This window comes from Pseudomonas sp. NPDC090201 (assembly GCF_044746825.1).
In the GTDB taxonomy this organism is placed as follows: domain Bacteria; phylum Pseudomonadota; class Gammaproteobacteria; order Pseudomonadales; family Pseudomonadaceae; genus Aquipseudomonas; species Aquipseudomonas putida_AD.
Window position 1 is genome coordinate 292,616 of the sequence record NZ_JBIVCX010000002.1, and the last position, 22,773, is coordinate 315,388.

At 62.9% G+C, this 22,773-nt stretch carries 18 protein-coding genes; 7 read left to right on the forward strand and 11 right to left on the reverse strand.

The features are described 5' to 3' along the window. Window position 1 precedes the first annotated feature (1 nt). Entirely contained in the window at window positions 2-472 is a 471-nt protein-coding gene (gene tsaE / locus ACIPOO_RS07615) for a tRNA (adenosine(37)-N6)-threonylcarbamoyltransferase complex ATPase subunit type 1 TsaE (RefSeq protein ID WP_400605589.1), read from the reverse strand. Then, window positions 460-1,956, reverse strand: a complete 1,497-nt coding sequence (locus tag ACIPOO_RS07620) for an NAD(P)H-hydrate dehydratase (protein ID WP_400605591.1) — start codon at window positions 1,954-1,956, stop codon at window positions 460-462. Before ACIPOO_RS07620 ends, tsaE begins: the two co-directional genes overlap by 13 nt. A gap of 62 nt (window positions 1,957-2,018) precedes the next feature. On the opposite strand from ACIPOO_RS07620, the gene queG reads away from it, so the two are divergent. Next, entirely contained in the window at window positions 2,019-3,116 is a 1,098-nt protein-coding gene (gene queG / locus ACIPOO_RS07625; protein ID WP_400605593.1) for a tRNA epoxyqueuosine(34) reductase QueG, read from the forward strand. Between the two features lie 109 nt (window positions 3,117-3,225). Here the strand turns inward: queG and orn are convergent, their stop codons facing one another. Further along, window positions 3,226-3,762: an oligoribonuclease gene (orn, locus tag ACIPOO_RS07630; protein ID WP_274131688.1), complete on the reverse strand. Its 537-nt coding sequence runs from the start codon at window positions 3,760-3,762 to the stop codon at window positions 3,226-3,228. 112 nt (window positions 3,763-3,874) lie between these two features. On the opposite strand from orn, the gene rsgA reads away from it, so the two are divergent. Beyond that, window positions 3,875-4,906, forward strand: a complete 1,032-nt coding sequence (rsgA, locus tag ACIPOO_RS07635; RefSeq protein ID WP_400605595.1) for a small ribosomal subunit biogenesis GTPase RsgA — start codon at window positions 3,875-3,877, stop codon at window positions 4,904-4,906. A 226-nt stretch (window positions 4,907-5,132) separates the two neighbouring features. On the opposite strand, the gene motB is transcribed toward rsgA, so the two are convergent. Both motB and motA read right to left on the reverse strand, forming a co-directional pair. Continuing rightward, window positions 5,133-6,152, reverse strand: coding sequence for a flagellar motor protein MotB (gene motB, locus ACIPOO_RS07640; protein WP_274131690.1), 1,020 nt, complete (start codon window positions 6,150-6,152; stop codon window positions 5,133-5,135). A gap of 3 nt (window positions 6,153-6,155) precedes the next feature. Beyond that, window positions 6,156-7,007, reverse strand: coding sequence for a flagellar motor stator protein MotA (motA, locus tag ACIPOO_RS07645; protein ID WP_274131691.1), 852 nt, complete (start codon window positions 7,005-7,007; stop codon window positions 6,156-6,158). Between the two features lie 211 nt (window positions 7,008-7,218). Here motA and ACIPOO_RS07650 point away from each other — a divergent pair, with 211 nt between their 5' ends. The 4 genes from ACIPOO_RS07650 (at window position 7,219) to ACIPOO_RS07665 (ending at window position 12,604) form a co-directional block, all read left to right on the forward strand. Next, entirely contained in the window at window positions 7,219-8,754 is a 1,536-nt protein-coding gene (locus ACIPOO_RS07650; RefSeq protein ID WP_400605598.1) for an HDOD domain-containing protein, read from the forward strand. Window positions 8,755-8,800: 46 nt separating this feature from the next. Beyond that, window positions 8,801-9,616 (forward strand): thiosulfate sulfurtransferase, encoded by an 816-nt coding sequence (gene rhdA, locus ACIPOO_RS07655; RefSeq protein ID WP_400605600.1) that lies wholly within the window; start codon window positions 8,801-8,803, stop codon window positions 9,614-9,616. A gap of 50 nt (window positions 9,617-9,666) precedes the next feature. Continuing rightward, a complete protein-coding gene (gene asd / locus ACIPOO_RS07660; RefSeq protein ID WP_274131694.1) occupies window positions 9,667-10,530 on the forward strand; it encodes an archaetidylserine decarboxylase in 864 nt (287 codons plus the stop codon). Window positions 10,531-10,813: 283 nt separating this feature from the next. Next, window positions 10,814-12,604, forward strand: a complete 1,791-nt coding sequence (locus tag ACIPOO_RS07665; RefSeq protein ID WP_400605603.1) for a molecular chaperone — start codon at window positions 10,814-10,816, stop codon at window positions 12,602-12,604. 125 nt (window positions 12,605-12,729) lie between these two features. Here the strand turns inward: ACIPOO_RS07665 and serB are convergent, their stop codons facing one another. Next, window positions 12,730-13,941, reverse strand: a complete 1,212-nt coding sequence (gene serB / locus ACIPOO_RS07670) for a phosphoserine phosphatase SerB (protein WP_400605606.1) — start codon at window positions 13,939-13,941, stop codon at window positions 12,730-12,732. Window positions 13,942-14,071: 130 nt separating this feature from the next. Between serB and ACIPOO_RS07675 the strand changes: the two genes are divergently transcribed. Then, entirely contained in the window at window positions 14,072-15,601 is a 1,530-nt protein-coding gene (locus tag ACIPOO_RS07675; protein ID WP_400605609.1) for a histidine kinase, read from the forward strand. A gap of 601 nt (window positions 15,602-16,202) precedes the next feature. Here the strand turns inward: ACIPOO_RS07675 and ACIPOO_RS07680 are convergent. From ACIPOO_RS07680 to parE, 5 genes are all read right to left on the reverse strand, one after another. Continuing rightward, a complete protein-coding gene (locus ACIPOO_RS07680) occupies window positions 16,203-16,910 on the reverse strand; it encodes a membrane integrity-associated transporter subunit PqiC (RefSeq protein WP_274131698.1) in 708 nt (235 codons plus the stop codon). 181 nt (window positions 16,911-17,091) lie between these two features. Then, window positions 17,092-19,350, reverse strand: a complete 2,259-nt coding sequence (parC, locus tag ACIPOO_RS07685) for a DNA topoisomerase IV subunit A (RefSeq protein WP_400605613.1) — start codon at window positions 19,348-19,350, stop codon at window positions 17,092-17,094. A 10-nt stretch (window positions 19,351-19,360) separates the two neighbouring features. Then, the gene (locus ACIPOO_RS07690; RefSeq protein WP_400606327.1) at window positions 19,361-19,843 is read right to left on the reverse strand and encodes a TIGR02281 family clan AA aspartic protease; all 483 of its coding nucleotides are present in this window, start codon (window positions 19,841-19,843) and stop codon (window positions 19,361-19,363) included. A gap of 35 nt (window positions 19,844-19,878) precedes the next feature. After that, window positions 19,879-20,859, reverse strand: coding sequence for an esterase-like activity of phytase family protein (locus ACIPOO_RS07695; RefSeq protein ID WP_400605615.1), 981 nt, complete (start codon window positions 20,857-20,859; stop codon window positions 19,879-19,881). Further along, on the reverse strand, window positions 20,856-22,760 hold the full coding sequence (gene parE, locus ACIPOO_RS07700; RefSeq protein WP_274131701.1) for a DNA topoisomerase IV subunit B: 1,905 nt from the start codon (window positions 22,758-22,760) through the stop codon (window positions 20,856-20,858). Before parE ends, ACIPOO_RS07695 begins: the two co-directional genes overlap by 4 nt. Window positions 22,761-22,773 lie beyond the last annotated feature (13 nt).

A 22,773-nucleotide genomic window follows, 5' to 3' on the forward strand; every position in this document is an offset into this window, starting at 1 on the left:
TCTATTTGAATTCCAAAGCCAAAGCGGCACACCACGCTTGCCCACGCGAGCTTTCCGGGCTCAGTGTCAGCGCTCGACCATCAGCGTGCGGCCTAATGGTAATGATCAGGTCAGGCTTTGGCAAAAAGCCTGTACCCAGATTCGGCCACTCGATCAGGCACAGCGCTTCTCCTTCGAAGTAATCGCGTATGCCGAGGAATTCTAGCTCTTCTGGATCAACAAGTCGGTAAAGATCAAAGTGATACGCGCGATTTCTCCCAATTTCATAAGGTTCCACGAGGGTGAAAGTCGGGCTTTTGACCGCGCCAGTGTGCCCCAGGCCCCGGATGATGCCCCTCGACAGGGTCGTCTTGCCCGCCCCGAGATCCCCCTCGAGAAAAATAATCCCATTGCTTTCAGTCACTTGGGCAATCCGTGCCCCAAAGTTCGTCATCGCCTCTTCACCCACCAGGTGCAGGGTTAACTCAGACACGGTTGTTGCTCCTCCAGAAGCTTGCGAATCACAGGAATCAGATCAGCGGCAGCCAGACCGCGTCCGTCAGAACCACATTTCTCGCCCGCCAGCGCGTGCAGCCACACGGCCAGGCAGGCAGCCTCGAATGCCGGCATGCGTTGCGCCATCAGCGCGCCGATGACTCCGGCCAGCACGTCCCCCAACCCACCGGTGGCCATCGCCGGGTGTCCGTGGTCGGCCAACGCCAGCTCGCCGGTCGGACTTGAAATCAAACTGCCACTACCTTTCAAGACGCATACGGCATCAAATTTTTTAGCCAGGGCTTTCGCCGCCGCCGGGCGATCAGCCTGAATCTCTCGGGTGCTGACGCCCAACAGCCGCGCCGCCTCGCCTGGGTGCGGTGTAATCACGCAACCTTCGGGCAGGCTGACCGACCCCGCCGCCAGCTGATTCAGCGCATCGGCGTCCCACACCTGCGGGCGCTCGGCGTTCGCTGCCGCAGACAGCAGGCTGCGCCCCCAGGCCGCCTGGCCCAGTCCAGGGCCGACCACCAGCACCGTCGCAGGCTCGATCAGCCCCATCAACTGGTTGGCCGAACTGATGCCCGCACTCATGACTTCCGGAAACCGCGCCAGCGCCGCCGAAACGTGCTCGGGCCGGGTCGCCAGCGTCACCATGCCCGCGCCGCAGCGCAACGCGCTTTCGGTGGACAGCAGCGCCGCACCGCCAAAGCCCAGATCACCGCCGATCACCAGCGCGCGCCCGAACATGCCCTTGTGCGAGGTACGCGAGCGAGGCGCAAGGCGCGGCAGATTGAATGTATCCAGTCGTTTCACGCTGACCGGGACCTGAGCGACGATGGCCGGATCGGCCTGCAGATCGTCGAACACAAGCTCGCCCACCAGATCCGGCGCATCTCCGGTGAACAGGCCAATCTTGAGCCCGATAAATGTCACGGTGAGGTCAGCGCGCACCGCTTTACCCAGCATATGGCCTGTGTCGGCGCACAGCCCCGAGGGGATATCCACCGCCAGCACCGGCAGCCCGCTGGCGTTGATCGCCTCGATGGCATCAGCGTAAGGGACGCGGACGTCGCCCTTGAGCCCGGTGCCCAGCAGCGCATCCACCAGCACACCGCTCAGGGCCTGTTGCTGCCAGGGCCGGACATCGACGCCTTCGGCCAGCGCCTCTTTATAAGCAGACTCGGCGTCGCCGGTCAGCGCAGCGGTATCCCCCACCGCCAGCACCCGCACCTGCCAACCCGCCCGCTTGGCCAGCGCGGCGATCAGGTAGCCATCGCCAGCGTTATTGCCGCGCCCTGCCAGCACCGTCACGTCGCCGGCATCAGGCCAGCGACGACGCAGCGCGCGCCATGCCGCATGGGCTGCGCGCTGCATCAATTCGAAGCCGGGCGTACCTGCTGCGATCAGGCGCGCGTCGAGGTCGCGCACCTGGGCTGCGCCATACAGCGCGTCGGGTAATGGAGGTTTACTGTGCAACATGCGTCTTCGGGCTCCGATGTCTGGCAGAATTATACGCACCTGTGCCCCGGTGTCCTCCTTGCATGTCCGCGATTACTGTAGATCCATCCACAAACGCTGTGCCCTTGAATGCTGCCCAGTTGGACGAGCTTGCCCAATCGGTCAAGGATTGGGGGCGCGAGCTGGGTTTCCAGCAGGTCGGCATCTCGGGGCTGGATCTGGCGGAACATGAGCAGCATCTGCAGCGCTGGCTCGAAGCCGGGTATCACGGCGAGATGGACTATATGGCAGCCCATGGCAGCAAACGTTCGCATCCCGACGAATTGGTGCCGGGAACGTTGCGAGTTGTTTCCCTGCGCATGGACTATCTGCCCGGCGACACGCAGATGGCGCAATTGCTGAATCGGCCCGAGAAAGCCTACGTGTCGCGCTACGCCCTGGGCCGCGACTACCACAAGCTCATCCGCAAACGCGTGCAGCAACTGGCCGAGCGCATTCAGCAGGCCATCGGCCCGTTCGGTTTTAGGGCATTCGTGGACAGCGCGCCGGTGCTGGAAAAAGCCATCGCAGAGCAGGCGGGGCTGGGATGGATCGGCAAGAACACCCTGGTGCTCAACCGCAAGGCCGGCAGTTATTTCTTTCTCAGCGAACTGTTCGTCGATTTGCCGCTACCGGTCGATGCGCCTCACGCCACCGAACACTGCGGCCGGTGCAGCGCGTGCCTGGACATCTGCCCGACCAATGCTTTCGTCGGCCCCTACGTGCTGGACGCCCGGCGTTGCATTTCCTACCTGACCATCGAGCTGAAAACGGCGATTCCGGAAGATTTGCGGCCGTTGATCGGCAACCGGGTGTTCGGCTGCGATGACTGCCAGATCGTCTGCCCGTGGAACCGCTTTGCCCGGCCAACCGAACAGAACGACTTCAAGCCGCGTCACGGCCTGGACAATGTGGAGCTGACCACGCTGTTCTTGTGGGATGAATCGACTTTTCTCAGCAACACCGAAGGCTCGCCCTTGCGGCGGGCGGGTTATGAGCGGTGGTTGAGGAATCTGGCGGTGGGGCTGGGGAATGCGCCGTCGAGTATTCCGGTGATCGAGGCGTTGAAGGCACGGCTGGATTACCCGTCGGAGATGGTGCGCGAGCATGTGGAATGGGCATTACGCCAGCACGGCCTCTAAACGCCTGTAGGAGCGCGCTTGCCCGCGACCGCAGTGTGTCAGCGTAAAAATTGGCGTCTGACACACCGGCATCGCGGGCAAGCGCGCTCCTACAGGGAGATGTGGGGGCTCAGACCTTGATGAAATGCTCGCGATAGAAACGCAGCTCGGCGATGGATTCGCGGATGTCGTCCAGCGCCAGGTGGGTGCTGCCCTTCTTGAACTTCAACTCAGGCGACCAGCGGGCGGCCAGTTCCTTGAGAGTCGAGACGTCAAGGTTGCGGTAGTGGAAGTAGTTTTCCAGGGTCGGCATGCGTTTATAAAGGAAGCGGCGATCCTGGCAGATGCTGTTGCCGCAGATCGGCGAGCTGCGCTCCGGGACCCACTGCTTGATGAACTCCAGAGTCATGGCTTCCGCCTCGGCGGTGGAGATCTTGCTCTCGCGCACGCGCTGGGTCAGGCCCGAGCCGCCATGCTGGCGGGTGTTCCACTCGTCCATGCCGTTGAGCAGTTCATCGCTCTGGTGCACGGCAATCACCGGGCCTTCGGCCAGCGTGTTCAGCTCGCTGTCAGTGATGATGGTGGCCATTTCGATGATGACGTCGTTATCAGGGTCCAGACCTGTCATTTCCAGGTCGATCCAGATCAGGTTCTGCTTGTTCTGCATATGTCGGCTCCTACGCTTAGGCGCGCAGTTTAGCTCAGGCGGGCGTGCTAGACTCCCGGCGTTTTCATCATTCATCAGCTTTACGCGTCATAAAATGGATCACTGAGCACCCATGGCCAAACGCCAACTCAATCGCCGCCAGAACTGGCGCATCGAAAAGATTCAGGGCGAACGCGCAGCCCGCGCCGCCAAACGTGAATCGCAAGCCTTGGAAACGCTGGAAGGCGGCGATCTGGGACCCGAACAAACGGGCCTGGTGATCGCGCACTTCGGCGTGCAGGTGGAAGTCGAGGCGCAGGACGGCGAGCTGAGCGGGCAGGTGTTCCGTTGCCACCTGCGCGCCAACCTGCCAGCGCTGGTCACCGGCGACAAGGTCGTGTGGCGTGCGGGCAACCAGGGCATTGGCGTGATCGTCGCGCAACTGCCGCGCAGTACCGAACTGTGCCGCCCGGATTCCCGCGGCCAGCTAAAACCCGTGGCGGCGAACGTCGATTTGATCGTGATTGTGTTCGCCCCGGCCCCCGAGCCCCACGCCAACCTGATCGACCGCTACCTGGTGGCCGCCGAGCACGCCGGGATTCGCCCGCTGCTGCTGCTCAACAAGTACGACCTCATCAACGAGCAGAACGCCCCGGCGCTCAATGCCTTGCTGGCGGTCTACCGCACCCTGGGCTACCCGGTGCTGGAAGTCTCGGCGCACCACGGCAACGGCATGCAGCAACTGCAGGACCAACTGGACAGCCACATCAGCGTGTTCGTCGGCCAGTCCGGCGTGGGCAAGTCCTCGCTGGTCAACAGCCTGCTGCCGGAAGTGGGAACTCGGGTCGGGCCATTGTCGGAATATTCCGGGCAGGGCACCCACACCACCACCACCGCGCGGCTGTTCCACTTCCCCCGTGGCGGCGATCTGATCGACTCCCCCGGCATCCGGGAATTCGGCCTGGGCCATGTGAGCCGCGCCGATGTCGAAGCGGGCTTCATCGAATTCAACGACCTGCTCGGCCGCTGCCGCTTCCGCGACTGCAAGCACGACCGCGAACCGGGCTGCGCGCTGCTCAAGGCCCTGGAAGACGGCCGCGTGCAGCAGCAGCGGATGAACAGCTATCGCTCGATCATCGCCAGCCTTCCTGACAGCGGCTACTGAACAGCGCGCTTTCTGGCTCCTACGCTGAACAATTGTGGGAGCGGGCTTGCCCGCGAAAGCGCCAGACCTGACACATTGAGGCTGACTGACCCGCCACCTTCGCGGGCAAGCCCGCTCCCACAGAACTTGACGATCGCCGACGCCGGCAAGCCGGACTGCTACGGGTGGCGTTAACCGCAGAAACAAAAACGCCGCGATCATCGCGGCGTTTTTGTCAGAACCTGTTTCAGTTCTTGGTTTCGTCGATCTTCAACTGCCCCTGATCGAAGATATTCAGCTTCTGCCGGATCTCGTGGGGCTGGGCGTAAGCCTGCGGATCCACGGGGGCCGGGCTGTTCGACGCGCCTGGCTGGGCAGCCGGAGCAGGTGCCGGGCCGGTCTTGGGCGCTTCCCCTGCGTTCTGGTCGCCTTCGATACGCGCCTGGGCCTTTTTGGTCAGCACGGTGATGTCGATGCGGCGGTTGATCGGGTTGTTCGGGTTGTCCTTGTCATACAGCGAAGACGAGGCGAAGCCGACCACGCGAGCCACCTGCCCGTCCGGATAGCCACCTGCCGTCAATGCACGGCGCGCGGCGTTGGCGCGGTTGGCCGACAGCTCCCAGTTGCCGAATCCGTTGTTGCCCACGTAAGGCGTGGCATCGGTGTGGCCGCTGACGCTCACCTTGTTCGGCACCGTCTTGATGGTGTCGGCCATGGCCAGCAGGATGTCTTCGAAATACGGCTTCAGACGTGCACTGCCGATGTCGAACATCGGGCGGTTCTCCGCGTCCATGATCTGGATGCGCAGGCCGTCCTGGGTGATCTCGAACAGGATCTGGTCCTTGAACTTCGCCAGTTGCGGGTTCTCGTTGACCTTGGTCTGAAGCTCTTGCAACAGCATCTCCAGACGCTCTTGCTCGACCTGTTCGGCCGCCGCCTCTTCCTTGTCGGCATCCACGGGCACCTTGTCCGGCGCAGGAGTGGATTTGACTTCAGGGTTGAGGGTCTGGTCCGGCGACATTTCGGGCGAACCGCCCAGGTCGATGACGTAGGGCGAGCCGCTGTCGGAGAAACCGACCGGGTCCTTGAAGTAACCGGCGATGGCGATCAACTGCTCAGGCGTTGCCGAGGACATCAGCCACAGCACCAGGAAGAACGCCATCATTGCCGTCGCGAAGTCGGCAAAGGCGATTTTCCAGGCACCACCGTGGTGCCCTCCGCCAAAGCGCTTGACGCGCTTTACGATAATCGGCTGATTATTTTCCATGGATCAACGACCGCGAACAGCTTGTTCCAGCTCGCTGAAGCTGGGGCGATGCGCTGGATACAGGACCTTGCGGCCGAATTCGACGGCCAGTGAAGGCGGAACGCCCGAGGCCGAAGCAACAAGGGAGGCCTTGATCGACTCGAACACGTTCATCTCTTCCTTGGCATCGTGGGCCAGGCACTGGGCCAGCGGGCCGAAGAAGCCGTAGGCCGCGAGAATACCGAAGAAGGTACCGACCAGTGCCGCACCTACGTGCATACCGATCGCTGCCTTGTCACCGGAACCCAGGGACGCCATGGTCACCACGATACCCAGTACCGCCGCGACGATACCGAAACCGGGCATGCCGTCGGCCACGCCGGTCACGGCATGGGAGGGGTGTTCCAGCTCTTCCTTCATGCTCAGCAGTTCCATGTCGAACAGGCCTTCGAGCTCGTGGGGAGCCATGTTGCCGGACGACATGATGCGCAGGTAATCGCAGATGAAGGCGATCATGCGGGTGTCTTTGAGCACGCTTGGGTATTTGGCGAAGATCGGGCTGTTTTCCGGTTCTTCGATGTCACCCTCGATGGCCATCATGCCTTCACGACGGCTCTTGTTGAGGATCTCGTAGATCAGGCCCAGCACTTCCAGATAGAAAGCATGGGTAAACCGCGAGCCGAACATCTTCACGGATTTCTTGATCACGTGCATGGTCATGTAGCCCGGGTTCGCCTGCAAGAATGCGCCGAACGCCGCACCGCCGATGATCAGCACCTCGAAAGGCTGGATCAACGCAGCGATTTGACCATGGGAGAGTACGTAGCCGCCGAGGACGCTCGCGAAAACGACGATGATGCCGATAATTTTTGCCATAGGTAGAAAATACTTACTGAGTCGGGTTCATGGTCATTGTGCGAGAAGCGCTCAAAACTCTTGTTCTCCTTATCGGCACGAGTGCGCGAGACTATAGTCAAATCAGGCGAAAATCCTGTCTGGCGTCTGGCTCGGGCACAGCAGCGCGAAGGCCAGCATGATGCCAGCATTCGACGCCGATCAAAACCTCCCAGCCGTATGGGTCTTGTGAATGCAATCAGAAAAAGCTTCGACGCTCCCCGTTCCGCAAACGGTCGATACCTGGCTCACTCAACTCGATAGCATTGCCCTGCCCGTCCCGGCGGTGGCCTACGCCAAGGTCCAGGCCGCGCTGAACGACAGCCGCAAGTCCCTGCGTGACATTGCCGACCTGATGCAGGACAGCCCCGCTCTGGTGCTCAGCGTCCTGCGCGAAGCCAACCTGCACAGCAGCGGCCTGGCCGAGCCTGCGGAAAGCCTGGAAGTGGCGCTGAACCGGCTGGGCCTGGCGCGCACCGGTACGCTGCTTGCGCGCCTGCCCAGCGTGGAACTGCAACGCATCCCGGTGGCATTGCGTCAGTTGCAATTGATCAGCCAGCACGCCACCCAGCAGGCTTACGGCTTGTTCGCCAATCAACTGGCGCGGCTGTGGCAGGACATCCACCTGGGCAGCCTGCTGTTCCTGGCGCCGCTGTGGCCCATGGCGCTGGCGCATCCCAAGCTGCTGGAAGAGTGGGAGCTGCGGGTTATCCACAAGGGCGAATGCGCCAAACGCGTCGAAAAGGCCTTGTTTGGCGTACGCTTGCTGGACGTCTGCCAGGCGCTGGCTGAGCGCTGGCGGCTGCCGGTCTGGGTCACTCAGGGTTACAACCTGCTGATGAACGAGCAGCGCAACCTGGTCAAGGTGCTGCGCATCGCCCATGAGAACGCCGAACCCCTCAAACAGCAGCAGGCGCTGGACGCCGACCTGCTGCTGCGCCGCTGGCTAAACCAGCCAGCCAACACCATTCTGCTGGCCAACGGGCTGGCGCTGTCCGCGCAACAGGCTTGGGACACGCCGCATAACCTGCGCTGGCAATTGCTCACCAGCCTGTACCTGCAACAGCCATTGATGGAATTGCAGCAGCAAGTACACCAGAACGCCGCCGCCAGCGCCCGCCAGCACGCAGCGCCGGGGGTGTGGCATCCGGCCGAAGCCTTGCTCTGGCCGTGGGACACGCGCCGGGTGCACAAGGGCCTGCTGCCCGCTCCGCCGCCATCGGCCGAAGCGTTGCAGGTGTGGCGCAAGCACTGCGGCGACCTGCTCAAGGAACCGAGTGCCTTCGCCAACGCCATGCACCTGACCCTCTGCGCCCGTGACGCACTGGTGGCTTCAGGCATGCAGCGCGTGGTGCTGCTGATGCTCGATCGCAAGAGTGACAGCCTGCGGGTGCACCAGATTGCGGGTGTGGATAAATCCGCCGCAGCGCTGCTGATTCCCTACAAGGAAAGCACCGTGCTGCAACGGCTTCTGGCCCAGGCCACCCAACTGCGCCTGACGCCCGGCAACAACGCGCAGTTCTCGGCCCTGCTGCCCGCGCAACTGCGAAACCTGTTCAGCGGCGAAAACCTGCTGATCCGCTCACTGGCCAGCAATGGCCGGGTGCTGATGCTGGTTGCAGCGGATCAGGGCGGCGGGCCGTTCTCGGAAGTCACGGTTCAGGCCTTTGGTAAAACGGGGCAATGTATCGAGAAGGCACTGAGCACCTTTAGCCAACGCAATGGCTGACAGCTGAGCTACAATTCGCCTCTTTTTCGCGATCTGGAGACCTCACATGTCTGCCTTCTCAAGCTTGCCACTGGTGATCGAGCCCGCCGATCTGCAGGCACGCCTTGGTGCTTCAGAACTGATCCTGGTCGACCTGACCAGCGCGGCCCGCTACGACGCCGGCCACATTCCCGGCGCGCGCTTCGTCGATCCCAAGCGCACGCAACTGGGCCAGCCGCCTGCTCCGGGCCTGCTACCGACCCAGGCGCAGCTTGAAGCGCTGTTCGGCGAACTGGGCCACGACCCTGACGCGGTCTACGTGGTGTACGACGACGAAGGCGGTGGCTGGGCCGGGCGTTTCATCTGGCTGCTGGATGTCATCGGGCATTCGAAGTACCACTACCTGGATGGCGGGCTGCTGGCCTGGCAGGCAGAGAACTTGCCGCTTTCCACCGAAGTACCGGCATCTGCCGGCGGCCCGGTGGCGCTGACCCTGCACGATGAGCCCACCGCCACCCGCGAATACCTGCAAAGCCGCCTGGGCGCCGCCGACCTCGCGATCTGGGACGCCCGCGGCCCGCTGGAATATTCCGGCGAGAAGATGGTGGCAGCCCGGGGCGGCCACATCCCCGGTGCCGTGAACTTCGAATGGACCGCCGGCATGGACAAGGCGCGCAGCCTGCGCATCCGCACCGATATGCCGCAAATTCTCGAAGAACTGGGCATCACCCCTGACAAGGAAGTGATCACCCATTGCCAGACACACCATCGCTCGGGTTTCACCTACCTGGTGGCCAAGGCGTTGGGCTACCCACGCATCAAGGGCTACGCCGGCTCGTGGGGCGAGTGGGGCAACCACCCGGACACGCCGATCGAAAAGTGACACCTGCACATCGGCCTTCAACCCTTTTTTGAAACACTTTAGGATCCTTGATGAAACAGCGTCTGTTTATTCTTTTCCAATACCTGCTGCCCCATCATCTGCTCTCGCGCCTGGCCGGCTGCGTCGCCGAATGCCGCGTGCGCTGGTTCAAGAATGCGTTCACCCAGTGGTTCGTGCGCCGCTATCAGGTCGACATGTCCCAGGCACTGGTTGAAGACGTCACCGCGTATCCGCACTTCAACGATTTCTTCACCCGCGCCCTGAAACCGGGCGCGCGCCCGCTGGACGAAACCCCCGGGGCGATCCTCTGCCCTGCCGACGGTGCCGTAAGCCAGTTGGGCCCGATCGAACATGGCCGCATCTTCCAGGCCAAGGGCCACAGCTTCAGCGCCCTGGAACTGCTGGGCGGTGATGCACGTCTGTCCGCGCCGTTCATGGGCGGCGAGTTCGCGACCATTTACCTGTCGCCGAAAGACTACCACCGCGTGCACATGCCGCTGGCTGGCACCCTGCGCGAGATGGTCTACGTGCCGGGCCGCCTGTTCTCGGTCAACCAGACCACCGCTGAAAACGTCCCTGAACTGTTCGCCCGCAACGAACGCGTCGTTTGCCTGTTCGATACCGAGCGTGGCCCGATGGCCGTGGTGCTGGTGGGTGCGATGATTGTCGCTTCCATCGAAACGGTCTGGGCGGGCCTGGTCACGCCACCCAAGCGCGAACTCAAGACTTTCCGCTACGACGAAGCCGCGCGCGCCCCGATTCATCTGGAGAAAGGCGCCGAGCTTGGCCGCTTCAAACTGGGTTCGACCGCCATCGTGCTGTTCGGGCCGGATCAGGTGAAATGGGCGCAGACCCTGGCGGCAGGATCGCCAACGCAAATGGGCCAGTTGCTGGCCGTCCCCGCTCAGGCCTGATTATTGCCTGACAAATCCTGACACGCTTTTGTTGGCGGTCCCGTATCCCCGGATACGGTCCGCCATGGGCGGTCATGAAGCCGAAGTATCACGGACGATACAATGTCATTTTGATATTAGGACTGTTCTGAAATACCGATGATGGTAAAGTCACTTATCGGTGTTGTAGGAAATTTCGCTTCCAATTGACGTAAACTTGCTCGTTTCGCTCGGCCTGCGCACCTTTATCCACGCAGTTTCCTGCAGCCTTTCGAGCCAGTAGCTTTTGGAGTTTGTTTGTCACATGAGTAATTTGAGCCTCCCACTGTTGTTGCGCGCACCTGTGCCGACGCAGTCGAGCCTGTCGTTCTGTGACGCGACGCCCAAAGACCTGAAACGCTGGATCGCCACGCTTCCCAAAGCCAACCTCGGCGAGATGGCCCGCCAGCTCTACCAGGGCCTGGGCGAGCTGAACCAGTTGCTCACCCCCAGCGACAACCGCCTGCAGTTGCTCGAATTGCTGCGCCCGGAAGTTTTTTTCGTGTGCAAGCACCTTGAGCGGCACTTTCTGAACCAGTCGGTGGTGCTCGAAGAGCGCCCGCGCAAGGTCGCGAACCTGTGTCAGGCCCTGCAAAACCATCTGGCCATCGGCTACAAACAGATCATCGCCAAGGTGGCACCCAGGCTCACCCGGGATCGCATCACCCTGCTGACAACCGCGCTGCAACGGGCAATGCATTGCCTCAACGGCCCGCTGATCCGCGCCAACCAGCTGTATTGCCCGGTGCAGGATGGCCTGTGGCTGGAGCTGCACCTGATCTACCAGATCGCCCGGCAGCATCAACTGCATAACATCCCCGTTGCTGACAGCCAGGCACACCACACTCGCACGCTGACGGTGGAACAGACCTACACCGTGGCGCTGTTGATGGGCTGCTCACGCTGCAACCAGATGCGCCAGCACAACATCGGCAAGCTGGCCGATGCGCTGGACGCCTGGAGTTCCATGGTCACCCTCCAGCAGCCGGTGGACGACACCAGCCTCTATGCGGTGGCCCACGGCACCGACACTGCGCCGCGCTACACCTCGCTGTACACCGAGGATCAGCGCGCCAGTCTGCTGGGCATCAACCCCCGCGCCCTGTCCGCCGCCTTGCAGCGCTACATCGACACGCCCATCGAGCAGCGTTCGCAGTCTTATCTGCACGTGCCCCCGGGCCTGTCGATCGATGTTTTGCAGCATCTTGCGGCCGCATGGGGCGATGTGTCCGAGCGCGCCTTCCAGCGCATGCCGGGCCAGGGCACCCTGACCGTCTGCGTCGGCATGAGCGCCCTGCACTATTTCGTTGGCGGGCAGCAGAGCTTCAGCGACCTGCTGCTGGTGCCGGCCGTGACCGTCAGCAAGGTCGCCGAATACACCCTCGAACCGCTCGTACCGGAAAAGCATGACCCTTGGGCGCAGTCGATCGAGGTGCAGCGCAAGGGCACATCGACCACCATGCTGCCGTTCGAAGAAATCGAATACCAGCGTGACGAAGCCGACGGCGGCGCCCCCGCTTCCGACGCCCAGAAAGGCTTTCCCAGCTACAGCCTGAACATCGTCAATCACAGCCCCGGTGGTTACTGCCTGGCGTGGCCCAAGGACGTGCCTGACCAGTTGCAGGCCGGGGAGATGATCGGAATTCAGGACCACGGCCATGGCTGGAGCATCGCGGTCGTGCGCTGGGTGCGCCAGGTGCGCAGCGGTGGCACGCAGATGGGAGTCGAGCTGATTGCGCCCTTTGCCCAGGCCTGTGGCATGCAATTGCTGCGGGGCGAGCAGAGCAGCCAGTACCTGCGAGCGCTGCTGTTGCCCGAGGTACGGGCCATCGACGTGCCAGCGACCGTGGTCGCCCCGCGCCTGCCCTTCGAGGACGGCAGCAAGGTGATGATCAACACCACCGGCGACGAGCGCCGCGCCACCTTGAGCAATCGTCGGGCGACGACCGGCAGCTACAACCAGTTCGAATATCAGATCCTGGAAGCACCGAAGAAACCCGCCCCGGGCAGCGAAGTGCCAGAGCAGGAATTCGATTCGTTGTGGACGGTGTTGTAAGGCATTCTGATTTCGACCTGTGGGAGCGAGCTTGCTCGCGAAGGGGCCGGTACATCCAACAGATCTTCATCGGATGAGCGTCAGCATTCGCGAGCAAGCTCGCTCCTACAGAAGTTACAACGTCTTTATAGCCCTTCCCGATCCCGGAAGCCCAGCAGATACAGCACGCCATCCAGGCCCAGGGTCGAGATCGCCTGTTTCGCCGACTGCTTGACCAGCGGCTTGGCGCGGAAGGCCACGCCCAGGCCGGCAATCGCCAGCATCGGCAGGTCGTTCGCGCCATCGCCCACGGCAATGGTCTGCTCCAGGCTCAAACCTTCCTTGCTCGCCAGCTCGCGCAACAGATCGGCCTTGCGCTGGGCGTCGACGATCGGCTCCACGGCAACGCCGGTGCACTTGCCATCAACCACTTCCAGCTCGTTGGCGAAGATGTAGTCGATGCCCAGCTTGGCCTGCAACTGCCGAGCGAAATAGGTGAAGCCGCCTGACAGGATCGCAGTCTTGTAGCCCAGGCGCTTGAGTTCGGCGAACAGGGTCTCGGCACCTTCGGTCAGGCGCAGCGATGCGCCGATTTCGTCCAGCACCTTGATGTCCAGGCCCTTGAGCAGCGCCAGGCGCTCCTTGAAGCTGGCGCGGAAGTCCAGTTCGCCGCGCATGGCGCGCTCGGTGATTTCCGACACGCGGTCACCCACGCCGTGGGCCTTGGCCAGCTCGTCGATGACTTCGGCTTCGATCAGCGTCGAGTCCATGTCGAACACCGCCAGACGGCGGTTGCGGCGGAACAGCGAATCCTGCTGGAAAGCGATGTCGACGTTAAGCTCCTGCGCCACGTGCAGGAATTCGGCGCGCATCTGCTGGGCATCGGCCGGCTCGCCACGTACGGAAAACTCGATGCAGCCCTTGCCCTTGTCGCTCGGCATGTCCAGTGGCATACGCCCGGACAGACGGTCGATCCGGTCAATGTTCAGGCCGTATTTGGCGGTGATCGAGCTGACGGTCTGCAACTGCTCGGCGGTGACCTTGCGCGTCAGCAGCGTGACGATGTGCCGGTCCTTGCCCTGATCGTCGACCCAATGCTGGTAATCGTCTTCACTGACATGAGTGAACAGCACCTGCTGCCCCAGTTCATCGGCCTTCGACTGGACCTGGTCCAGCACCGCCGCCCCGCTTTCGGTGTCCGGGATCTGGACCAGAATGCCGAACGACAGCGTGTCGTGGATCACGGCCTGACCGATATCCAGGACATCGACGCCGCCCTGGGCCAGGACGCCGGTAAAGGCCGCAGTCAGACCCGGGCGGTCTTCGCCGGTGATGTTAATCAGGACAATTTCGCGCAAGGCGCACCCCCGCTGTGGAAAAAAACCGCATTCTACGCACTTTCAGTGACCGCCGGGCACAGCGAGCGCTTTGCCCCGTCTGGGTCGCTCGCTATACTGCGCCCCAACTTCTCCAAGAGAGCCGTGCTCAGTGAACCGGCCCACGCCAGTAAAAACCGATAATTTCTTCTTGCTGATCTTCCGGGCATTGCGTCACCGACGCGTTCCGATAGCTTTGCGCATCGCCAGCCACAACGTGATCCTCGTCGCGCTGGCGCTGGTGATCTACGCCTGCGTGATGGGCTTGCAGTTCAAGCAAGCCATGCACGAGCAGGCGGACGCGCTGGGCCAGGCCCTGACCACGCAAACCGCGACCTCCGCCACCGAGCTTCTGGTGTCCAACGACATCCTGAGCCTCAACGTGTTGCTGGGTAATCTGGTCAAGAACCCGCTGGTGGCCCACGCGGCCATCTACAGCATGGATAACCGAATCCTCGCCGAAGCGGGCCAGCGCCCGAAAAACGGCCTGCTGGGTGAGGCCGAGGGCCTGTACGAGATCAAGATCACCTTTCAGGACGTGGTCGCCGGCACCCTGCGCATCAGCCTGGACATGAGCCAGTTCCAGCAGCCGCTGACCATCAGCCTGCAAAGCATGGGCATTCTGGCCGGTATCCTGCTCGCACTGGCGCTGGCATTGAGCCTGCGCCTGGGGCGGCATATCTCGACGCCCATGCTGCAACTGCGCATGTGGCTGCGTTATATCGACCCGTACACCCCGGCTACCGACCGTCAGGACGAAATCGGCGACCTGGCGCGCCAGCTCAAGGCGTCCTACGCGCCGCCTGAGCCCGAGCCTGCACCGGCTCCGGAACCTGAACAGGTTGAGGAAGACGACGACGCCTCGCCCGAATTTGACGCCAGCGACCTCGCCGATCCCGAGTTCGACGAAGCGCCAAAACCGCGTGCCACGGCCATTCCGGCCCGCCGCATCGTGGCCGAGGAAGATCAGGAAGACGAAGACGACCCGTTCGCCGATCTTCGTGACGAAACTCCGGTGGTGCAGAAGCCGGCCCCGCGCCCTGTGTTGCCAGTGGTGCCTTTGCAGCCGCAATACAGCGCCGTGCTGGCCGTGCAACTGGGTTCCCAGGAACAACTGCGCCGCCTGCCCCGCACCCGCCTGACCGAGTTGCTGGAGCGCTATCGCGACTGCATCGACCAGGCTGCATCCTTGTATGACAGCGAACTGCACACGCTCAACGATGGCAGCTCGCTGATGGTGTTCAGCACCCAGGACAGCGGCGACGACTACCTGACCAACGCGATTTGCTGCGGCGAGCTGTTGCGCGCCCTGAGCCATGCGCTGCAGATCGAAGTGGCCGACAGCGGCATCACCCTGCAATTGCAGTTGGGCCTTACGCTGGGCGAAGGCCTGCACGGCATGGACCAGATCGACCTGCTGCTGACCGAAACCGCCCAGGACGCCCTCGCCCTTTCGCAACACAGCCGCAACCTGCTGCTGGTGGAGCGCAAGATCAGCGAAGACCACACCATCCGCCAGCGCGCCCGCATCCGCCCGATCGCCAGCCCCGAAGGCGCAAGCTGCGTCGAGCGCCTGATGGAACCCTACCCGTCGATGCTCGAACGCCAACTGGCGCGCATGCACGAAGCGCGCAAGGTCTGACCTGACCCGCTCCTACAGAGTTGCACGTCCGCGCTTTTGATTCTGGCCGCAGGCCGTAGGAGTGAGCTTGCTCGCGATTGCGGCGTGTCAGCCGACACATCCCCGCCAGGCAGATCGCCATCGCGAGCAAGCTCACTCCTACAGGTTACGGGACCACCACGGCATTGTAGGAGCGCGCTTGCCCGCGACCAGCGTAGTCTCAGCCAGCACACACCCCTCAGACACACCGCCGTCGCGGGCAAGCGCGCTCCTACAGGGTTGCACGTCCCGCGCTTTTGATTCTGGCCGCAGGCCGCAGGAGTGAGCTTGCCCGCGACCGGCGTAGTGTCAGCCAGCACATACCCCTCAGACACACCGCCCTCGCGGGCAAGCGCGCTCCTACAGGGTGCACGTCCGCGCTTTTGATTCTGGCCGCAGGCCGTAGGAGCGCGCTTGCCCGCGACCGGCGTGGTGTCAGCCAGCACATACCCCTCAGACACATCGCCGTCGCGGGCAAGCGCGTTCCTACAGATTCCGGGGCGACGTGACCTGTGCATCTTCCCTAACCCATCGCCCACAAAAAAGCCCGCATCACTGCGGGCTTTCTTGTTGGGCGTGGCCCTTAGAAGCGGAACACTTCCAGATCGGTGCGAATCGGCGAGGCCATCGGGATCTTTGGCTTGTCCTGATCGGTGCGGGTCTTGGCGGGCTGGGCGGACTTCTTCGGCTCGTCAGCGACCAATGGCTGCGCAGCCACCGGCTTGACCGCAGCACTCAACTGCTCGGCCAGACGCTGCAACAGCACGCCCTGAGCCTTGACCTGAGCAGCGGAAGTGCCGGCATGCGGCTCTTCCAGGTGCACCAGCTTGCTGTCACGCACGGTGCCGCGACGGTCCAGCAGACGCCATTGGGCATCGAGCACCGCAGGCTGGTTCTCGCCGGAGTCCAGACGGGTGATCGACAGCACCACCTGCACGTCAGGCGTGAAATTGGCCGCAGCCGGCGCCATCACCACGCGCTGGCTGTCGAGCTTCCACGCCAGTTGGCGCAGCAGCAGTTGGTCGATGTCGGCAGACAGGCTGCCGGCCCAGCGGCCATCCTTCGAGGCAGTCAGGCTGCCATCGGGCTGACGCTGAAGTAATGTTTCCCGCTGCAGGTAATCAGCAACGGAAACCGGCCCGAGCACAACAGCCACGCCGGCACTTTGTTTTGGTTGGCCTGGTTCGCCGCTGTCCAGTTGATAGAGCGAAGTAGGCTGATGAACACTGCACCCGGCCAAACCCAGAACGCCGGTTAACAACAGAACAAAAGGAACGCGTAGAAAATTCATCATTCCGTCCAAGTGGGCACCACACGACGGGCCCACAATGTCAAATACTCAGAGAACATAAAGGCACTCAGCCACGCTGGCGCCAAAGGACGTCATATCATCCGTGAATATGCCCGATGACTCCAGCGATTCTGCGTCGATCTTGGTGACAATACGAAGATCGATCGCTGAAAACGGCCGTTTACGTAGCGCTTTCCACTAACAATGCATCAACTCGCTGGAATCCGCGTGGTAGCTTATTGCCACGTCTGCCTCGCTCCCCTTTGTAGTGCTCAAGATCGTCGGGTTTCAGAGACAGCGTGCGCTTGCCCGCCTGGAGCACCAGGGTGGCGCCATCAGGAATGACTGCAAGGTCAGTCACGTATTCTTCGCGGCTGGCCACGCGATCGCCCGGAATACCGATGATCTTGTTGCCCTTGCCCTTGCCCAGTTGCGGCAGGTCGCTGATCTTGAACACCAGCAGGCGGCCTTCGGTGGTCACCGCCGCAAGCCAGTTCTGCTCACGGTCCGGCACCAGGCGCGGCAGGATCACCTTGGCGCCCGCAGGCAGACTGACAAGCCCCTTGCCCGCCTTGTTCTTGGCTTGCAGGTCTTCACCCTTGACCACAAACCCGTAACCGGCGTCGGAAGCGATGACGTACAGCGCATCGTCGTCCGGCAGCAGTACGCACTCGAAGGTTGCGGCTGGCGGTGGCGTCAGGCGTCCGGTCAACGGATCTCCCTGGCCACGGGCCGACGGCAATGTATGGGCCGCCAGCGAATAGCTGCGGCCGGTGGAGTCGATGAACACCGCAAACTGGTTGGAGCGACCGTTGGCCGCGGCCTTGAAGCCGTCGCCCGCTTTGTAGGAAAGCCCGGTCGCGTCGATGTCATGGCCCTTGGCGCAGCGCACCCAGCCTTTTTCCGACAGCACGACCGTCACAGGCTCGGTCGGCATCAGTTCGTTTTCGGACAGCGCCTTGGCTTCGGCGCGCTCGACGATAGGCGAGCGGCGATCATCGCCATAGGTTTCCGCATCCTTGAGCAACTCGGTACGCACCAGTTTGCGCAGCTTGGCTTCGCTGCCCAGCAGGGCCAGTAGTTTGGCCTGTTCCTTGAGCAACTCGTCCTGCTCGCCACGCAGCTTCATCTCTTCCAGACGTGCCAACTGACGCAGGCGGGTGTCGAGGATGTAGTCGGCCTGAATCTCCGACAGCTCGAAACGCGCGATCAGTTCGGCTTTCGGGTGTTCGGCAGTACGAATGATGTGGATCACTTCGTCCAGGTTCAGGTAAGCAGTGAGCAAGCCTTCCAACAGGTGCAGCCGCTTCTCGACCTTGTCCAGGCGGAACTGCAGGCGGCGACGCACCGTGGTGATGCGGAACTGCAGCCATTCGGACAGCAGCGCCTTGAGGTTCTTCAGCTGCGGCTTGCCGTCCAGGCCGATGATGTTGATGTTCACCCGGTAGCTGGATTCCAGCTCAGTAGTGGCGAACAGATGCTGCATCAGCTCTTCGGGATCGACGCGGTTGGAGCGCGGGATGATGACGATGCGGCACGGGTTCTCATGGTCCGATTCGTCACGCAGGTCGGCGACCATCGGCAGCTTCTTGGCCTGCATCTGCGCGGCGATCTGCTCCAGCACCTTGGCCCCGGACACCTGGTGCGGCAGCGCGGTGACCACGATGTCGCCGTCTTCGACGCGATACACGGCGCGCATGCGCACCGAGCCACGGCCGCTTTCGTAGATTTTCAGCAGGTCATGGCGCGGCGTGATGATTTCCGCTTCGGTCGGGTAATCCGGGCCTTGAACGTGCTCGCAAAGCTGCTCGATGGTGGCCTTGGGCTCGTCCAGCAGGCGCACACAGGCCGACGCGACTTCACGCAGGTTGTGCGGCGGCACGTCGGTGGCCATGCCGACCGCGATGCCGGTGGTGCCGTTGAGCAGGATATTCGGCAAACGTGCCGGCAAAACGGCAGGTTCATCCAGTGTGCCGTCGAAGTTCGGCACCCAGTCCGCCGTGCCCTGGCCAAGCTCGGTCAGCAGCACCTCGGAGTAACGGGACAGGCGCGCCTCGGTGTAGCGCATGGCCGCGAACGACTTGGGATCGTCCGGCGCACCCCAGTTGCCCTGGCCATCGACCAGCGTGTAGCGATAGCTGAAGGACTGCGCCATCAGCACCATGGCTTCGTAACAGGCCGAGTCGCCGTGGGGGTGGAACTTGCCGAGCACGTCGCCGACGGTACGCGCCGACTTCTTGTGTTTGGCGTCGGCGTCCAGGCCCAACTCGCTCATGGCGTAGACAATACGCCGCTGTACAGGCTTCAGGCCGTCGCCGATGTGCGGCAGGGCACGGTCCATGATCACGTACATGGAGTAGTTCAGATAGGCCTGTTCGGTGAAGTCAGCCAGCGAGCGGCGTTCTACGCCGTCCAGGCTGAGGTCAAGGGAGTCGCTCATGCGGGCCTCATCATTTTGTCGTCTGGCGCAGCAGCAAGGTGCCGCCGCGCTGGGTGAATTCGAGTTGTTTGATGGCGCTCATACCCAGCAGCACCTGATCGCCGTCCAGACCGGGCACCACCAGGGCGCGCACGTTGTCCAGGACGATATCGCCGATCTGCAGCCTGTTCAGCGTGGCCCGAAAAGCCTCGGTGCGGCCATTGGCCGTGCTCACCTCGACCCGGGCACCACGCTCCAGGCGTAATGCGTCTGCCACCGCTTGCGGGATCGCGACGTTGGTCGCACCGGTGTCGAGCATGAACTGCACCGGGCGGGCATTGATCTGCCCCGTCATGACGAAATGCCCCTCGCGATTGCTCACCAGTTGCACCTCGACGTAACCGTCGCCATGCTCGGAGCTGACGCTGGTGTTCGGGTTTTCCTGACGCTGCTCCCACTCGCCGAAAAACCGCGTCGCCAGGAACAGCGCTGCGGCCCAGACGATGATCAGCATCAGGCGCCCGGCGCGCTTGCCGGGAGGTGCCTGGGTCAAGGCCTGGCGCTCCAGCCACCCTCAGGCGCCGCAAAGCGCCAGACAATGGGGCGTTTTTCGCCATCGGCGCGAGCACCGAAGTTGTTGTCAGTCCCGACCCAGGCGCCCTTGTCGTCAACGATCAGCGCCTCGGTCAGGCCGTATTTCTGATCGTAGAGCCGGTTGGGTTTCAGTGCCTCTTGGGCGAAGGACCAGCAGGTTTCGAGTTGCCCGGTTTCCAGGGTACGCCGACAGATCCGGTACGCCGCCCGCTCCAGGGTGTACAGCTTGCCCTTGTACAGCGAGATGTCGGAGAAATCCTTGGCGACCGATTTACCGCCCAGTTCAGGCGGCAGGATGTCGTTGCCGGACTCGACCTTGAGGATGCAACTGGCATCACATTCCCAGCCGTCATTACCCAATTTTGCAGTCAGCAGCCCGCGCTTCTCGCGCTCGGCGGCCAGCCACAGCCGGTCGCCGGCAGGGTTGATCGCGATGCCTTCGAAGATCGCGTTGAAGTGCTGCAGCATTCCCGCCGACTGCGCCTCCTCGACCAGCGCCCTGGGCAGGTCGAGCCAGGTCGGTGCGCCGTCCACCGGCACTTTCAGCACCGTGGCATAGGCCTCGCTGACCAGATAACGGTTGCCGGCAGCGTCACAGCTCACGCCCTCGAAATCCAGATCGCCGCCACGCACCAGCGCCGAAGCCTTGGCCATGCCGCGCAGGGTCGCTGACAGGCCGCTGTCGGGAATCGGCGGAATCTCGAGGACCTGCGCCCGCGCCTTCCACACCGTCGCCGAAGTGTCGAGACGGTACAGCAGCGTGTCGTCGCGGTCGGATACCGTCCACAGCACGCCATCGCACGAGGCCAGCCCCGAGAGATTGCCGCCCACCATGTCGTCCACCGGATGCTCGGACAACAACTTCAGCTCCGGCAGCGGCGCGGCGAACGCGGGAGCGGCGGCCAGCAACAGGGCGGCCAGCCAGCCTCGCCTCAAACCATCACCTCGGCCAGGTTGCCTTTGGATTCAAGCCACGCCTTGCGGTCGCCCGCGCGTTTTTTCGCCAGCAACATGTCCATCATCTGCGACGTGGCTTCGATGTCGTCCAGCGTCAGTTGCACCAGGCGCCGGGTGTTCGGGTCCATGGTGGTCTCACGCAACTGTGGCGGATTCATCTCGCCAAGGCCTTTGAATCGGGTGACCTGTGGCTTGCCGCGCTTCTTCTCGGCCACCAGGCGGTCGAGAATGCCATCACGTTCGGCTTCGTCCAGGGCGTAGTAGATGTCCTTGCCCAGGTCGATGCGGTACAGCGGCGGCATGGCAACGTAGACGTGACCGGCCTCGACCAGCGGGCGGAAGTGCTGGACGAACAACGCACACAGCAGGGTTGCGATGTGCAGGCCGTCGGAGTCGGCGTCGGCCAGGATGCAGATCTTGCCATAGCGCAGCTGGCTCATGTCAGCCGCGCCCGGATCGACTCCGATCGCCACGGCGATGTTGTGCACTTCCTGGCTGGCGAGCACTTCGCCGCCATCGACTTCCCAGGTGTTCAGGATCTTGCCGCGCAACGGCAGAATGGCCTGGAATTCCTTGTCCCGCGCCTGCTTGGCCGAACCACCGGCCGAGTCACCCTCGACCAGAAACAGCTCGGCGCGCATCGGGTCCTGACCGGCGCAGTCCGCCAGTTTGCCCGGCAGCGCAGGCCCCTGGGTGATGCGTTTGCGCTCGACCTTCTTGCTGGCTTTGAGGCGACGACCGGCGTTGTTGATCGCAAGCTCGGCCAACTGCATGCCCATTTCAGGGTGGGCGTTGAGCCACAGGCTGAAGGCGTCCTTGACCACGCCGGAGACGAATGCCGCCGCTTCGCGAGACGACAGGCGCTCCTTGGTCTGGCCGGAGAATTGCGGCTCCTGCATCTTCATCGACAGCACGAAGGCGATGCGTTCCCAGACGTCTTCGGGGGCCAGTTTCACGCCCCGTGGCAGCAGGTTGCGGAATTCGCAGAACTCGCGCATCGCATCCAGCAGTCCCTGACGCAGGCCGTTGACGTGGGTGCCACCCTGGGCGGTCGGGATCAGGTTGACGTAGCTTTCCTGAACGCTGTCGCCACCCTCGGGCAGCCACAGCAGCGCCCAGTCCACCGCTTCCTTGTTGCCGGCAAACACGCCGCAGAAGGGCTCTTCAGGCAGGCGCAGGAAGTCACTGACCGAGTCCTGCAGGTAGGAGCGCAGGCCATCTTCGTAATGCCACTCGACCTTCTCGCCGGTGCCTTTGTCTTCAAAGCTGACGGTCAGGCCCGGGCACAGCACGGCCTTGGCCTTGAGCACGTGCTTGAGGCGGCTGACCGAGAATTTGGGGCTGTCGAAATACTTGGGATCCGGGGCGAAATAGACGCTGGTGCCGGTATTGCGCTTGCCAACCGTGCCCACGACTGCCAGTTCGCTGGCCTTGAAGCCGTCGGCAAAGGACATTTCGTATTCGTTGCCGTCACGCTTGACCCGCACCCGCACCTGGGTCGAGAGCGCGTTGACCACGGAAATCCCCACGCCGTGCAGGCCGCCGGAGAACTGGTAGTTCTTGTTGGAGAACTTGCCGCCCGCGTGCAGCTTGGTGAGGATCAGCTCGACGCCCGACACGCCCTCTTCCGGGTGAATATCCACCGGCATGCCGCGACCGTCGTCGGCCACTTCCAGGGAGTTGTCGGCGTGCAGGATGACCTGCACCGATCTGGCGTGTCCGGCCAGTGCTTCGTCGACGCTGTTGTCGATGACTTCCTGGGCGAGGTGGTTCGGCCGCGTGGTGTCGGTGTACATGCCCGGCCGCTTGCGGACCGGGTCGAGGCCCGAGAGGACTTCGATGGCGTCTGCGTTATAAGAGCTAGCGCTGGGATTGGCCATGGGGTCTCGTCAT

Coding starts and splice junctions, on each gene's coding strand:
- ACIPOO_RS07620 (WP_400605591.1), bottom strand. CDS start 1,956: ATGTTGCACAGTAAACCTCCATTACCCGACGCGCTGTATGGCGCAGCC.
- queG (WP_400605593.1), top strand. CDS start 2,019: ATGTCCGCGATTACTGTAGATCCATCCACAAACGCTGTGCCCTTGAAT.
- orn (WP_274131688.1), bottom strand. CDS start 3,762: ATGCAGAACAAGCAGAACCTGATCTGGATCGACCTGGAAATGACAGGT.
- rsgA (WP_400605595.1), top strand. CDS start 3,875: ATGGCCAAACGCCAACTCAATCGCCGCCAGAACTGGCGCATCGAAAAG.
- motB (WP_274131690.1), bottom strand. CDS start 6,152: ATGGAAAATAATCAGCCGATTATCGTAAAGCGCGTCAAGCGCTTTGGC.
- motA (WP_274131691.1), bottom strand. CDS start 7,007: ATGGCAAAAATTATCGGCATCATCGTCGTTTTCGCGAGCGTCCTCGGC.
- ACIPOO_RS07650 (WP_400605598.1), top strand. CDS start 7,219: ATGCAATCAGAAAAAGCTTCGACGCTCCCCGTTCCGCAAACGGTCGAT.
- rhdA (WP_400605600.1), top strand. CDS start 8,801: ATGTCTGCCTTCTCAAGCTTGCCACTGGTGATCGAGCCCGCCGATCTG.
- asd (WP_274131694.1), top strand. CDS start 9,667: ATGAAACAGCGTCTGTTTATTCTTTTCCAATACCTGCTGCCCCATCAT.
- ACIPOO_RS07665 (WP_400605603.1), top strand. CDS start 10,814: ATGAGTAATTTGAGCCTCCCACTGTTGTTGCGCGCACCTGTGCCGACG.
- ACIPOO_RS07680 (WP_274131698.1), bottom strand. CDS start 16,910: ATGAATTTTCTACGCGTTCCTTTTGTTCTGTTGTTAACCGGCGTTCTG.
- parC (WP_400605613.1), bottom strand. CDS start 19,350: ATGAGCGACTCCCTTGACCTCAGCCTGGACGGCGTAGAACGCCGCTCG.
- ACIPOO_RS07690 (WP_400606327.1), bottom strand. CDS start 19,843: ATGCTGATCATCGTCTGGGCCGCAGCGCTGTTCCTGGCGACGCGGTTT.
- parE (WP_274131701.1), bottom strand. CDS start 22,760: ATGGCCAATCCCAGCGCTAGCTCTTATAACGCAGACGCCATCGAAGTC.